This is a genomic window from Variovorax sp. UC122_21 (assembly GCF_044056785.1).
Lineage (GTDB): Bacteria > Pseudomonadota > Gammaproteobacteria > Burkholderiales > Burkholderiaceae_C > Variovorax.
The window spans coordinates 4,317,804-4,331,360 of sequence record NZ_CP172004.1 but is presented as its reverse complement, the minus strand read 5'-3'; the positions used below and the strand labels follow the sequence as shown (position 1 = coordinate 4,331,360).

At 71.0% G+C, this 13,557-nt stretch carries 8 protein-coding genes and 4 pseudogenes; 9 read left to right on the top strand and 3 right to left on the bottom strand.

The genetic code is table 11. The features are described 5' to 3' along the window. Positions 1 to 35 precede the first annotated feature (35 nt). Positions 36 to 1,185: pseudogene (locus ACHMXE_RS33095) on the top strand (acyl-CoA dehydrogenase family protein). A gap of 7 nt (positions 1,186 to 1,192) precedes the next feature. Here ACHMXE_RS33095 and ACHMXE_RS33090 read toward each other — a convergent pair. Then, a pseudogene (locus tag ACHMXE_RS33090) lies at positions 1,193 to 3,914 on the bottom strand (LuxR C-terminal-related transcriptional regulator). A 134-nt stretch (positions 3,915 to 4,048) separates the two neighbouring features. Here ACHMXE_RS33090 and ACHMXE_RS33085 point away from each other — a divergent pair. Further along, positions 4,049 to 4,831, top strand: coding sequence for an SDR family NAD(P)-dependent oxidoreductase (locus ACHMXE_RS33085; protein WP_395348234.1), 783 nt, complete (start codon positions 4,049 to 4,051; stop codon positions 4,829 to 4,831). 12 nt (positions 4,832 to 4,843) lie between these two features. Here ACHMXE_RS33085 and ACHMXE_RS33080 read toward each other — a convergent pair whose 3' ends face one another. Next, a complete protein-coding gene (locus ACHMXE_RS33080; RefSeq protein WP_209541102.1) occupies positions 4,844 to 5,359 on the bottom strand; it encodes a MarR family transcriptional regulator in 516 nt (171 codons plus the stop codon). A gap of 134 nt (positions 5,360 to 5,493) precedes the next feature. Between ACHMXE_RS33080 and badH the strand changes: the two genes are divergently transcribed. The 7 genes and pseudogenes from badH (at position 5,494) to ACHMXE_RS33045 (ending at position 13,076) form a co-directional block, all read left to right on the top strand. Next, positions 5,494 to 6,261 (top strand): 2-hydroxycyclohexanecarboxyl-CoA dehydrogenase, encoded by a 768-nt coding sequence (gene badH, locus ACHMXE_RS33075; RefSeq protein WP_296735818.1) that lies wholly within the window; start codon positions 5,494 to 5,496, stop codon positions 6,259 to 6,261. Between the two features lie 37 nt (positions 6,262 to 6,298). Next, positions 6,299 to 7,081 carry a 2-ketocyclohexanecarboxyl-CoA hydrolase gene (badI, locus tag ACHMXE_RS33070; protein WP_203205117.1) on the top strand — a complete coding sequence of 261 codons (783 nt, stop codon included), beginning with the start codon at positions 6,299 to 6,301 and terminating at the stop codon, positions 7,079 to 7,081. Between the two features lie 22 nt (positions 7,082 to 7,103). After that, on the top strand, positions 7,104 to 8,255 hold the full coding sequence (aliB, locus tag ACHMXE_RS33065; RefSeq protein ID WP_395348233.1) for a cyclohexanecarboxyl-CoA dehydrogenase: 1,152 nt from the start codon (positions 7,104 to 7,106) through the stop codon (positions 8,253 to 8,255). Between the two features lie 51 nt (positions 8,256 to 8,306). Beyond that, positions 8,307 to 9,963 (top strand): annotated as a pseudogene (gene aliA / locus ACHMXE_RS33060) (cyclohexanecarboxylate-CoA ligase). Between the two features lie 55 nt (positions 9,964 to 10,018). Then, positions 10,019 to 11,011, top strand: a complete 993-nt coding sequence (locus ACHMXE_RS33055; protein WP_395348232.1) for a Bug family tripartite tricarboxylate transporter substrate binding protein — start codon at positions 10,019 to 10,021, stop codon at positions 11,009 to 11,011. A gap of 16 nt (positions 11,012 to 11,027) precedes the next feature. Further along, the gene (locus ACHMXE_RS33050; protein WP_395348231.1) at positions 11,028 to 11,807 is read left to right on the top strand and encodes an enoyl-CoA hydratase-related protein; all 780 of its coding nucleotides are present in this window, start codon (positions 11,028 to 11,030) and stop codon (positions 11,805 to 11,807) included. 89 nt (positions 11,808 to 11,896) lie between these two features. Next, a pseudogene (locus tag ACHMXE_RS33045) lies at positions 11,897 to 13,076 on the top strand (acetyl-CoA C-acetyltransferase). Between the two features lie 12 nt (positions 13,077 to 13,088). On the opposite strand, the gene ACHMXE_RS33040 reads toward ACHMXE_RS33045, so the two are convergent. Then, positions 13,089 to 13,463: a hypothetical protein gene (locus tag ACHMXE_RS33040; RefSeq protein ID WP_395348230.1), complete on the bottom strand. Its 375-nt coding sequence runs from the start codon at positions 13,461 to 13,463 to the stop codon at positions 13,089 to 13,091. Positions 13,464 to 13,557: the final 94 nt, after the last annotated feature.

The window sequence follows — 13,557 nt, the reverse complement described above, 5'->3', positions numbered from 1 at the left end:
ACATCAACGAAGAGACGAACGAGGACACGCCGAACATGACGATCGATTTCCGCCGCTCCTGGAGCGATGAGGACCTGGAGCGCTACCGCGACACCGTGGTGCGTTTCATCGAGACCGAGATGGTTCCGAACGACGAGGAGGCGCGCAAGCGCGGCCACGTCGGCCACGAGATCTGGCGCAAGGCCGGCGCGCTCGGCCTGCTGTGCGCCGACATCCCCGATGAGTACGGCGGCGCCGGCGGCGACTTCCGCCACGAGGCCGTGTTCTACGAGGAGGCCGCGCGCCGCGGCCTCAGCGGCATGGCGACCTCGGTGCACAAGTATCGTCGCGCATTACTTCCTCAACCACGGCACCGAGGCGCAGAAGCAGCACTACCTGCCGCGCATGGCGCGCGGCGAACTGGTCGGCGCGGTGGCCATGACCGAGCCCGGCGCCGGCTCCGACCTGCAGGGCGTGCGCACGCGCGCCGAGAAGAAGGACGGCGGCTACGTCATCAACGGTTCCAAGACCTTCATCACCAACGGCTTCCTCGCCGGCGTGGTGCTGGTCGTGGCCAAGACAGATCCCGCGCAGGCCGCCAAAGGCACCTCGATCCTGATCGTGGAGACCGAGGGCTGCGAGGGCTTTCGCGTCGGCCGCGTGCTCGACAAGATCGGCATGAAGGCGCAGGACACTTCCGAGCTCTTCTTCGACGACGTGCGCGTGGCGGCCGATGCCGTGCTCGGCGGCGTCGAGGGGCAGGGCTTCTTCCAGCTCATGGGCGACCTGCCCTACGAGCGCACCATCATCGGCGTCAGCGCGCTCGCCACCATGGAGGGCGCCTACCAGGCCACGCTCGACTACGTGCGCGACCGCAAGGCCTTCGGCAAGCCCATCGCCGAGTTCCAGAACACCAAGTTCAAGCTCGCCGAGATCGCGACCCAGATCAAGGTCGGCCGCGCCTTCATCGACCGCTGCGTCGAGGACCTCGTCGCCGGCACGCTCGACACCGCCACCGCCTCCATGGCCAAGCTCTGGGGCTCGGAGGCGCAGGGCCGGGTGGTCGACGAATGCCTGCAGCTGTTCGGTGGCTATGGCTTCATGAACGAGTACATGGTGGCGCGCATGTATGCGGATGCGCGGGTGCAGCGGATCTACGGCGGGACCAACGAGATCATGAAGGAGGTGATCTCGCGGGCGTTGTGAGCAAGCCCTACCGGATCACTCCCAGCCGCCGCGCGATCGCCACCGCCTGCGTCCTGCTCTTCGCATCGAGCTTCATGTTGATGTTGCGCAGGTGCGTGCGCACCGTGCTGTCCGACACGAACAGCTTCTCGGCCATCGCGCCGTTCGAATAGCCCTCGGCCAGCAGCTGCAGCACGCGGATCTCCTTGCGCGTCAGCGGCTCGCTGGTGACAAGGGCGTCGGTGCCCGCGGCCTCGGCGGTCTCCGCCTCGCCGCCATCGGGCAGCACGACCGGCCCGGCCGCCTGCAGCAGCCGCTGCACGTACTCGCCGAGGATCGGGTCGCTGCTGCCGCGCGCGGTGGCGCTGTCGTGCAGCGCGTTCGCGAAGCGCTGCACCAGCAGCGCGGCGGCCGGGCCCTCGTCGAGGATCAGGCGCATGTAGCCCTCGTGGCTCGCGGTCTGCAGCACCTCGGCGGCTTCGGCGATGGCCTCGGCGATGCTGCCCGCGCGCTGCAGCGCCAGGGCGCGCAGCAGCCGCAGCTTGAGCACGCGCCGCAGCCGCGCGGCGGCGAGGGCCGCATGCAGCTCGGCGTCGATGGTGTCGAGGGCCGCGCGCGCGTCGCCGAACGCGATCTCCCAGCGCGCGCGGGCCAGGGTCAGGTAGTCGAGGTCGTGCGCGGGCAGGCGCTGGATCTTCTCGCGCGCCCACAGGGCCGGGTCGTCGGCGCGCGCGAGTTCGTCGTGCGCGGCGGGACCGTTGCCCTGCAGCAGCAGCATGCGCGAGCGCTCGAGCTTGGCGCCGGCCACCACGCGCGGCAGCTGGCGCTGGTGGCCCAGGTACTCGAGCTCGGTCAGGGCCTGGAACGCGGCATCGATGTCGCCCGCATGGAAGGCGATGCGCGAGCGCATCGCGTGGCTCAGGATCATGTGGTCGGGCAGGCCGACGTCGCGCGCCAGCGGCAGGTAGACGTTGAGCAGGTGCTCGGCCTGCAGCAGCTGGTTCGATTCGTAGACCGAGCCCGCGTAGAGCACGCCGGCCCAGGCGTTGCCGTGGCTGTGGTTGTAGGAGACCGCATGGGTCGAGTCGACCGCCATGCGAAAGCGCGCGGTGGCCTGGCGCAGCCGGCCCTCGTGCAGGTCGAACAGGCCGGCCAGCGACTCGGTGTACATGCGGTTGAAGGTGCTGCTGCCCTGCTGGCGCCGCGCGGCGTCGAGCAGGCGCTGCGCCTCGTGCTGGTCGCCGCGCACCGCGAGGATGTGCGCCATCGCGTTGAGCAGCACGCTGTCGGCGAAGGGCAGGCCGGTGGGCAGCCGCGCCAGGCTCAGGCGGCCGGCCTCGTAGGCCTCGTCGTGCCGGTCCTGCATCGCCAGCAGCAGCGGGATCAGCGTCTGCGCGCTCGCGCGCACCGCGGGCGTGGGGCTGTCGAGGCAGCCCGAGCTCTCGAGCTGCTGCATCGCCTGCCAGGGGCCATGCGTGAAGCAGGTGGCCCACAGCGCGATCGGCTGCAGCGCGGGATGCTCGCGCAGCTGGTGCTCGGGAATGGCCGAGAACCAGCGCGCGAGCATGCGCATGCGGCCCTGCTCGAGGAAGCGGCCGGCATAGCTGTCGAGCAGGGTCAGCGCATGCGGATGGTCGCCGCCCTCGATCGCATGGTCGATCGCGGGCACCGGCCGCTGGCGCGATTCGTACCAGCCCGAGGCGGCCAGATGCAGCCGTGCGATCTCGCCGGGCGTCTCGCGCGCGAGCCGCGCGCGCGAGGAAGTCGGCGAACAGGCTGTGGTAGCGCCAGGCGCCGTCGCCGTCCGCGGCGCCGCTCACGGGCGTCAGGAACAGGTTGGCCGCGGCCAGTTGCTCGAGGATGGCGGCGCTGTCGGCGCGCGGGTTGAGCGCCTGGCACACCGAGGCATCGAGCTGGCGCAGGATGCTGGTGCGCAGCAGGAACTCGCGCACCTCGGCGGGCTGCTGCGCGAGCACGTCCTCGGCCAAGTAGTCGGCCACCGCGCGGTCGGAGCCCGAGAAGCGCTCGATGAAGCCGCTCGCGCTGCCATGGCGCTCGAGCGCCATCGAGGCCAGCCAGAGCGCTGCGATCCAGCCCTCGGTCTTGCGGTGCAACTGCGCGAGCAGTTCGTGCGGCAGCGCCGGTGCCGCGGCGTCGCCGGCGTGCGGGCGCAGGCCGAAGAAGGCGCCGGTCTCCTCGAGGCTGAAGCGCAGCCGGTCGGTGTCGATCTCCTCGAGCTGGCCGCGCGCGCGCAGCCGGCCCACGCCGAGGTCGGGCAGGCCGCGCGAGCCGATCACGAGCTTGCCGCCGCGCGGCAGGTGCTCGACGATCTCGCGCACCAGCCCGATCACCGCGGGCTCCTGCACCACCTCGAAGTCGTCGAGGAACAGCACGAAGGGCGCGTCGTGCGCGGCCAGCGCGGCCACCGCGTCGAAGGGCGTGTGGGCGCGTGGCTCCTCCACGCCGAGGCGCTGCACGGCCTCGCCGAGGCCGGCGAGGAAGCGCGAGACGTCGTTGTCGGCGCGGTCCAGCGTGATCCAGGCGGTGGCGGTGCCGCGCGCCTCGATGCGCCCGCGGCTCTGCGCCATGGCGGTGGTCTTGCCGAAGCCCGCGGGCGCGCGCACCAGCACCAGCTTGACCGCGCTGGCCGCGATGCGTTCGGAGATCGCGTCGCGCAGCACCTGCGTGGCGGCGAAGGCCGGCGGGCTGAGCTTGGTCTCGAGGATGCGGGCGGAAGGAGCGGACGACATCGCGAACGGCGGAGTGGGGCGCGGGCCATGCGGTCGCCGCGGGGGAGGCGGATACCGTCGGTTCCGACGATGCCCGCGTCGATTCTGCTTCCTAAACTGGCCGGCGCCAAACCATCCAGCAAGGACCTCCGAAGATGCAACTCGATTCCCGCATTGCCGCCGTCGTCACTGGCGGCGCCTCCGGCCTCGGCGCGGCCACCGCGCGGCGCCTGGCCGGGCATGGCGTGAAGGTCGCGCTGTTCGATCTCAACGCGGCGCAGGGCGAGGCGCTCGCGGCCGAGCTCGGCGGCGTGTTCTGCCAGGTCGATGTCACCTCCGAGACGCAGGTCGACGCGGCCTTCTTCCGGGCGCGCGCCGCGCACGGCCAGGAGCGCGTGCTCGTCAACTGCGCGGGCACGGGCAACGCGGTGAAGACCGCGAGCCGCGACAAGGCCACGGGCGAGATCAAGCACTTTCCGCTCGCCAACTTCGACCGCATCATCCAGATCAACCTGGTGGGCACCTTCCGCTGCATCGCCAAGTCGGCCGCCGGCATGCTCGCGCTCGACATGCTCGAGGACGGCGAGCGTGGCGCCATCGTCAACACCGCCTCGGTGGCCGCGCAGGACGGCCAGATGGGGCAGGCCGCCTACACCGCCTCGAAGGCCGGCATCGTCGGCATGACCCTGCCGATCGCGCGCGACCTCATGAGCGAGGGCATCCGCGTCAACACCATCCTGCCGGGCATCTTCGACACGCCGCTGCTGCAGGGCGCGCCCGACAACGTGAAGGCCGCGCTGGCGGCCTCGGTGCCGTTCCCGAAGCGGCTGGGCAACCCGGCCGAATACGCGGCGCTGGCGGAGCTGATGATCACCAACGGCTACTTCAACGGCGAGAGCGTGCGGCTCGACGGCGCGATCCGCATGGCGCCGCGCTGAGGCCGCGCGGCTTCAGGCTTCCTCGGCCGGCTCCTCGGCCCCGCCCTGGCGGTCGTCCACCTTCTGCATGTTGTCGAGGATCTTCAGCAGGTAGTGCAGGGTGTGGGTCACGTCGTTGACCGAGAAGCCCTCGAGCACCTGCTCGTAGTAGGCGTAGATCTTCGGCTGCGCCTCGACCACCCACACATGCTGTCCCGACTCGCTCATCGTCACCAGGCGTGAGCGCCGGTCGCGCCCGTCGGGCGCGGTCTTCACATGGCCGTCGCGCTCCATGCGGCTCAGCAGGCCCGAGAGGTTCTGCCGGCTCACCTTCAGGTAGCGCGCCAGGTCGCCCACGCTCATCCCCCCCTTCGCCTCGTCGCGCGACAACGCGCCGAGCACCGCCCATTGCTGCGTCGTCAGGCCTTCGTTCTCGACCGCGCGGGTGCCTGTTTTATGCAACATGTTGGCACATTGGTAGAGGCGAAAGAAAACCCTGTTGGCCAGCGCCATGCGGGCGGAAGCGTCATTTTCATTAGGGAAAACCATAGATATCTTCGTGAACTGGGTTGCACGGCGAAGCTATGCCAACGCATAATACGTCAACATCTTTACCTAAATGCCGATTCGAAGCCGGCGCGACCGGCCAACGATAGCAAGCCCGCGGATCCAAGGAGAACCTGATGCAACGATTCGAAGACAAGACAGTGGTCGTCACCGGCGGCGGTGGTGGCATCGGCGGCGCGACCTGCCGCCGTTTCGCGCGCGAAGGCGCGCGGGTGGCGGTGCTCGACCTGAACCCCGGCGCCGCCGAAGCGGTCGCCGCGCGCATCGAGGCCGAGGGCGGCCGCGCGCTCGCGCTGCGCTGCGACATCACCGAGCGCGCGAGCGTCGATGCCGCGGTCGCCGCGGTGCTCGAGCGCTTCGGCGCGATCGACGTGCTGGTCAACAACGCGGGCTGGGACGTGTTCCGGCCCTTCACGAAGACCGAGCCCGCGCAGTGGGAGAAGCTGATCGCCATCAACCTCACGGGCGCGCTGCACATGCACCACGCGGTGCTGCCGGGCATGGCGGCGCGCAAGGCGGGGCGCATCGTCAACATCGCCTCGGACGCGGCGCGCGTGGGCTCCTCGGGCGAGGCCGTGTACGCGGCCTGCAAGGGCGGGCTGGTCGCGTTCACCAAGACCATCGCGCGCGAGCATGCGCGCCACGGCATCACCGCGAACGTGGTGTGCCCGGGCCCGACCGACACCGCGCTGTTCGCCGACTACAAGGAAGGCGCGGGCAATCCCGAGAAGCTGATGGAGGCCTTCACGCGCTCCATCCCGCTGGGCCGCATCGGCCAGCCCGACGACCTGCCGGGCGCGATCCTGTTCTTCGCGAGCGACGACGCGGCCTTCGTCACCGGCCAGGTGCTCAGCGTCTCGGGCGGCCTGACGATGAACGGCTGACCCCGCCGCCCCCCACGGATTCCCAAGGAGCAGACACATGCAGTTCGAAGACATCCTCTACGACGTGCGCAACCGCGTGGCGTGGATCACCATCAACCGGCCCGAGAAGATGAATGCCTTCCGCGGCCAGACCTGCGACGAGATCATCCGCGCGCTCAACCGCGCGGGCTACGACCGCGAGATCGGCGCCATCGTGCTGGCCGGTGCCGGCGAGAAGGCCTTCTGCACCGGCGGCGACCAGTCGGCGCACGACGGCAACTACGACGGCCGCGGCACCATCGGCCTGCCGATGGAGGAACTGCACGACGCGATCCGCAACGTGCCCAAGCCCGTGATCGCGCGCGTGCAGGGCTTCGCCATCGGCGGCGGCAATGTGCTGTGCACCATTTGTGACCTCACCATCGCCTCCGAGAAGGCCGTCTTCGGTCAGGTCGGCCCGAAGATGGGCTCGGTCGACCCGGGCTATGGCACCGCCTTCCTGGCGCGCGTGGTCGGCGAGAAGAAGGCGCGCGAGATCTGGTACTTGAACCGCCGCTACAGCGGTGCCGAGGCCGTGGCCATGGGCCTGGCCAACGCGGTGGTGCCGCACGAGCAGCTCGACGCCGAGGTGCAGCGGTGGGCCGAGGAGATCTGCGAGCGCAGCCCCACGGCGATCGCGATCGCCAAGCGCAGCTTCAACGCCGACACCGCGCACCAGGCCGGCATCGCGGGCATGGGCATGTACGCGCTCAAGCTCTACTACGACACCGAGGAATCGCGCGAGGGCGTGAAGGCGCTGCAGGAACGGCGCAAGCCCGAGTTCCGCAAGTACGCGAAGTAGCCGCGCAGCGAAGAACACCGCGATGAACCCCTACATCGACGACGACCTCGCCGCGCTGGCCGAGCATGCGCGCCGCTTCGCCACCGGCCGCGTGGCGCCGGGCTTCCTCGAGCGCGACGCCACGCGCGTGCTCGACCGCGCGCTGATGCGCGAGATGGGCGAGATGGGCTTCATCGCGCCCGAGCTCGCGGAGGAACACGGCGGCCAGGGCATGGGCTGCCTCGCTGCCGGCGTGATCCACGAGGAGATCGCGCGCGCCGACCTGAGCCTGAGCTACATCAACCTGCTGGCCTCGCTCAACGGCCAGATCCTGGCCGAGCACGGCCGCCCCGAGGTGGCGGGGCCGTGGCTCCAGAAGCTCACGCGCGGCGAAGCGCTGTTCGCGATCGCGCTGACCGAGCCGCGCGGCGGTTCGGACGCGGCCAACCTGCGGCTGCGCGTGGAGCGCGCGGGCGACCACTACGTGATCAATGGCGAGAAGACCTCGATCTCGGCGGCCGACCAGGCCGACGCGGTGGTGGTGTTCGGCCGCACCGGCCCGGTGGAGTCGGGCGCGCACGGCGTGACCGCGCTGCTGGTGCCCGCCGACGCGCCCGGCCTCACGCGCAACCGCTTCGACTGTCACGGCCAGCGCGCCATCGGCCGCGGCTCGCTGTTCTTCGAGAACGTGCGCGTGCCGCTCGACCACCGCCTGGGCGACGAGAACAAGGGCTTCGTGCAGGTGATGCAGGGCTTCGACTTCTCGCGCGCGCTGATCGGTCTGCAGGTGCTGGCGGTGGCGCGCGTGGCGCTCGAGGAGACCTGGGACCACGTGGCGCAGCGCGAGGCCTTCGGCAAGCCGCTGTCGGCCTTCCAGGGCGTGTCGCATCCGCTCGCCGACTTCGACACCCAGGTCGAGGCCGCGCGCCTGCTGTGCCTGCAGACGCTGTGGCTCAAGGACCGCGGCGCGCCGCACACGGCCGAGGCCGCCATGTGCAAGTGGTGGGCGCCGAAGCTGGCCTACGACGCGATCCACCAGTGCCTGCTGATGTTCGGCCATGGCGGCTACGACCGCGGGCCGATGGAGCAGCGGCTGCGCGACGTGCTGGGCTTCCAGATCGGCGACGGCACGGCCCAGATCATGAAGACCATCGTGGCGCGCACGCGCGCCGGGCGCTCGGCCGTGCCGGCCTGAGCCTGTGGTCTTGCCCCCCGGTTTCGCACGACAACGAGGAGACACGACATCATGGAATTCGACGCCGTACTGCTGCCGCCGCGCCGCGCGCGCGATGATCGCCGAGGGCCTGTGGCACGACCGCACCATCAACGACGCGCTCGATGCCTGCATCGCGGCCACGCCCGACAAGCTCGCGCTGAGCGCGATGCGCATCGAGGACGGTGCCATCGAGCGCTTCAGCTACCGCGAGCTCGGCCGCATGGCCGACCGCATCGCGGTGGGCCTGTCGCGCCTGGGCGTGGGGCGCAACGACGTGGTGGCCTGCCAGCTGCCCAACTGGTGGCAGTTCACGCTGACCTACCTGGCCTGCTCGCGCATCGGCGCGGTGATCAATCCGCTGATGCACATCTTCCGCGAGCGCGAGCTCTCGTTCATGCTCAAGCACGGCGCGGCCAAGGTGATGATCGCGCCGGCGCGCTTTCGCGGCTTCGACTTCGAGGCCATGGTCACGGGCCTGCAGCCCGAACTTCCTGCGCTGCGGCAGGTGGTGATCGTCGGCGGCGCGGGGCCGAACAGCTTCGACGCCTTGCTCTCGGGACCGGCCTGGGAAGAGGCGCCCGATGCCGCCGCGATCCTCTCGCGCGGCCGGCCCGGGCCCGACGACATCACGCAGCTGATCTACACCTCGGGCACCACCGGCGAGCCGAAGGGCGTGATGCACTCGGCCAACACCACCATGGCCAACATCGTGCCCTATGCGCAGCGCCTGGGCCTGGGCGCGGACGACGTGGTGCTGATGGCCTCGCCGATGGCGCACCAGACCGGCTTCATGTATGGGCTGATGATGCCGATCATGCTCGGCGCCTCGGCGGTGCTGCAGGACATCTGGGACCCGAAGCAGGCCATCGCCGCGATCAACGCGGAGCGCGCGAGCTTCACGATGGCTTCCACGCCCTTCCTCTCGGACCTCGCGAAGACGGTGGCCGAGACCGGCACCGAGGTGCCGTCGCTCGAGGTCTTCCTCTGCGCGGGCGCGCCGATCCCGGGCGCGCTGGTCGAGCAGGCGCGGCGCGCGCTCGGCGCCAAGATCGTCTCGGCCTGGGGCATGAGCGAGAACGGCGCGGTCACGCTGACGCGGCTGGACGACGACGACGAGCGCTCGATCCAGACCGACGGCTGCCCGCTGCCCGGCGTGGAGATCCAGGTGGTCGACGTCGACGGCCAGCGCCTGCCTCCGGGCGAGGTCGGCCGGCTGCTGCTGCGCGCCTGCTCCAACTTCGGCGGCTACCTGAAGCGCCCGCAGCTCAACGGCACCGATGCCGACGACTGGTTCGACACCGGCGACCTCGCGCGCATCGACGAGCGCGGCTATGTGCGCATCGCGGGCCGCACCAAGGACGTGATCATCCGCGGCGGCGAGAACATCCCGGTGGTCGAGATCGAGTCGCTGCTCTACCGCCATCCCGGCATCGCGATGGCCGCCATCGTGGCCTATCCCGACGAGCGCCTGGGCGAGCGCGCCTGCGCGGTGGTGGTGCCGCGGCCCGGCTGCCAGGTCGACCTGCCGTCGATCTCGGACTTCCTCAGGGCGCAGAAGGTGGCGCTGCAGTACATCCCCGAGCGGCTGGTGCTGCGCGAGACCATGCCCTCGACGCCCTCGGGAAAGATCCAGAAATTCAGGTTGCGCGAGCTGTTGCGCGCGGACGAGGCGGGCGCGGCGGGCTGAGCCCGGCGCGGACCCGAGAACGACAGCACCCTTCAAAACACAACGGAGACAAGACATGGCCATTTCGTTCCTGGCCCCGGCGCGCCTGCGCCGGGCCTTCGTCGCGCTCGGCTGCCTCGCGCTCGCGGGCGCCGCCTTCGCGCAGTCGCCCGCGGCCTGGCCCACCAAGCCGATCCGCGTGGTCGTGGGCTTCGCGCCCGGCGGCAGCACCGACGTGATGGCGCGCATCCTCGCGCAGTCGCTGACCGAGTCGCTGGGCCAGACCGTGCTGATCGACAACAAGCCCGGCGCCAGCGGCAACATCTCGGCCGCCGAGGTGGTGCGCGCCGCGCCCGACGGCCACACCTTCCTGATCGCGCCGACCTCGGTCGAGACCGCGAACCCGTCGCTGTTCAAGTCGACCCTGCTGCCCTCGCGCGACCTGTCGCCGGTGGCGACCGTGGGCCGCACGCAGATGTACCTGGTGGCCAAGCCGCAGATGAACGCGAAGGACGCGCGCGAGCTGGTTGCGCTGGCGCGCGCCAAGCCCGGCACCTTCTCGTACGCCTCGGCCGGCACCGGCACGCCGCCGCACCTGGCCTGCGAGCTGTTCAAGCAGGCGACCGAGGTCTCGGCCACCCACGTGCCGTACCGCGGCGCCGCGCCTGCGCTGCAGGACGTGCTCTCGGGCCAGGCCGACTTCGTCTGCGACCCGGGCATCGCCTTTCCGCACATCCGCACCGGCAAGGCCAGGCTGCTGGGCATCGTGAGCGCCAAGCGCTCGCCGTTCTTTCCCGAGGTGCCGACCATCGGCGAGCAGGGCTTCCCGGGCGCCGACCTCGACATCTGGTTCGGCATGTGGGCGCCCAACGGCACGCCGCCCGAGGTGCTGGCGCGCATGAGCCGCGAGATCGGCAAGGCGCTCGCGCAGCCCGCGCTGAAGTCGCGCTATGCCGACCTGGGCGCGGAACCGGTGGCGATGGACACGCCCGAGTTCCGCAAGCTGCTGGCCGAGGAGGGCGCGGTACTGTCCGCGCTGATCGCCCGGCAGAAGATCGTGGTCGACTGAACGGGAGCCGGCCCGCATGCAGCCGGAAGCACCGATCCTCGTGCGCACCGAGGGCCGCGTCGGCGTCGTGACGCTGAACCGCCCGCGGCAGATGAATGCGCTCAACGACGCGCTGATGGACGCGCTCGGCGCCGCGCTGCTGGCCTTCGATGCCGATGCCGGCATCGGCGCCATCGTGCTGACCGGCGACGAGCGCGCCTTCGCGGCCGGCGCCGACATCGCGGCGATGGCCGAATGGGACCATGCCGAGGTGGTCGCGCGGGAGTTCATCACGCGCAACTGGGAAACCATCCGCCGCGTGCGCAAGCCCGTGATCGCCGCGGTGGCCGGCTTCGCCTATGGCGGCGGCTGCGAGCTCGCGCTGGCCTGCGACATCGTGCTGGCGGCCGAGTCGGCACGCTTCGCGCTGCCCGAGGTCCGGCTCGCGATGCTGCCGGGCGCGGGCGGCACGCAGCGGCTGCCGCGCGCCATCGGCAAGGCCAAGGCGATGGAGATGTGCCTGGGCGCGCGCGTGCTCGATGCGCACGAGGCCGACCGCTACGGACTGGTGTCGCGCGTCGTGCCCTCTGCCTCGCTGCGCGACGAGGCGCTGGCGCTGGCCACGCGCATCGCGGGCTTCTCGCTGCCGGCGCTGGTCGCGATCAAGGAGTCGGTCAACCGCGCCTGGGAGTCCTCGCTGTCCGAGGGCATCCTGTTCGAGCGCCGGCAGCTGCATGCGCGCTTCGCGACCGAGGATGCGCGCGAGGGCATGCGGGCCTTTCTCGCCAAGCGCGAGCCGGTGTTTCGCCACCGCTGAGCCGCGCCCAAAATCGTCCGATCCGACGACGCCCGCCGTATCCTGGGGGCCAACAATTCCCCGAGTCACACCAAGACCCAGGAGAACCCATGCCCGAAGCCTATATCGTCGCCGCCGCCCGCACCGCCGGAGGCCGCCGCAACGGCCGCCTGGCCGGCTGGCATCCCGCCGACCTCGCCGCCCAGGTGCTCGACGCGCTGGTCGCGCGCACCGACGTCGATCCCGCCGCCATCGAGGACGTCATCATGGGCTGCGTCGGCCAGGCCGGCGAGCAGGCCTCGAACATCGCGCGCAACGCGGTGCTGGCCTCGCGCCTGCCCGAGTCGGTGCCGGCCACCTCGGTCGACCGCCAGTGCGGTTCCTCGCAGCAGGCGCTGCACTTCGCGGCCCAGGCCGTGATGTCGGGCAGCATGGACGTGGCGATCGCGGCCGGCGTCGAGAGCATGACGCGCGTGCCCATGGGCCTGCCGACCACCTTGCCGCTGAAGAACGGGCTGGGCTTCTACGTCAGCCCCGGCATGCAGAAGCGCTACCCCGGCGTCGAGTTCAGCCAGTTCACGGGTGCCGAGATGATCGCCGCCAACTACGGCATCGCGCGCGCCGAGCTCGATGCCTATGCGCTGCGCAGCCACCAGCTCGCGGCCGCGGCCACGCGCGCCGGCCACTTCGAGCGCGAGATCGTGCCGGTGGCGGTGCGGCTGGCCGATGGCGGCGAACCCGGCGAGATGCATGTGGCCGACGAAGGCATCCGCGGCGACGCGACGCTCGAGAGCATCGGCGCGGTCAAGCTGATCGCCGAGGGCGGGCGCGTGACGGCCGCCACCGCGAGCCAGATCTGCGACGGCGCCAGCGGCGTGATGGTGGTCAACGAGCGTGGCCTCAAGACCCTGGGCCTGAAGCCGCTCGCGCGCATCCACCACATGAGCGTGATGGGCCACGACCCGGTGATCATGCTCGAGGCACCGATCCCCCGCCACGCAGCGCGCGCTGCGGAAGGCCGGCATGAAGATCGACGACATCGACCTGTTCGAGGTCAACGAGGCCTTCGCGCCGGTGCCGCTGGCCTGGCTGCAGGTGACGGGCGCCGATCCCGAACGGCTCAACGTCCACGGCGGCGCCATCGCGCTCGGCCATCCGCTGGGCGCCTCGGGCACCAAGCTCATGACCACGCTCGTGCATGCACTGGGCCAGCGCGGCAAGCGCTACGGGCTGCAGACCATGTGCGAGGGTGGCGGCATGGCGAACGTGACGATCGTCGAGCGGCTCTGAACGCGGGCCGCTTCAGCCCAGGCCGTTCCAGTCGCAGCGCAGGCGGTGGCGCTGGCCCGCGAGGGTCAGCGTGCCGCGCTCGTCGGCGATGCGCAGCGTTGCGGTGCGAGACGGCCGGTCGACGCTGGTGCCGCTCGCCTGCACGGTGCGGCGCGCATAGTCGACGGACCGGCGCCGCGGCGCGAATCGTTCGGACGAAAGCTCGCCGTGCTGCTCGCGCGCGACGATCAGCGCCGTCAGTTCGCCCGTCGACAGGCTGAACTGCACCTCGACCGCGTAAGGCCGTCCTTCGCAGGACAGGCTGCCGTTGGCGAAGGCCGGCGCGGCGCAGGCCAGCCAGGCGGCCGCGCAGAGGATCGAGGCACGCGGCCTCGCGATGGTCGGCATCCGCATTTCAGGCAGAGAAACAGGGCCCCTGCATCGGCCCGATGTGGCGCGCGTGCGGGTCGGTGATCTGGGCGATGAGCATGGACATGGGGCG

Coding starts and splice junctions, on each gene's coding strand:
- ACHMXE_RS33085 (WP_395348234.1), top strand. CDS start 4,049: ATGCAACTCGATTCCCGCATTGCCGCCGTCGTCACTGGCGGCGCCTCC.
- ACHMXE_RS33080 (WP_209541102.1), bottom strand. CDS start 5,359: ATGGTTTTCCCTAATGAAAATGACGCTTCCGCCCGCATGGCGCTGGCC.
- badH (WP_296735818.1), top strand. CDS start 5,494: ATGCAACGATTCGAAGACAAGACAGTGGTCGTCACCGGCGGCGGTGGT.
- badI (WP_203205117.1), top strand. CDS start 6,299: ATGCAGTTCGAAGACATCCTCTACGACGTGCGCAACCGCGTGGCGTGG.
- aliB (WP_395348233.1), top strand. CDS start 7,104: ATGAACCCCTACATCGACGACGACCTCGCCGCGCTGGCCGAGCATGCG.
- ACHMXE_RS33055 (WP_395348232.1), top strand. CDS start 10,019: ATGGCCATTTCGTTCCTGGCCCCGGCGCGCCTGCGCCGGGCCTTCGTC.
- ACHMXE_RS33050 (WP_395348231.1), top strand. CDS start 11,028: ATGCAGCCGGAAGCACCGATCCTCGTGCGCACCGAGGGCCGCGTCGGC.
- ACHMXE_RS33040 (WP_395348230.1), bottom strand. CDS start 13,463: ATGCCGACCATCGCGAGGCCGCGTGCCTCGATCCTCTGCGCGGCCGCC.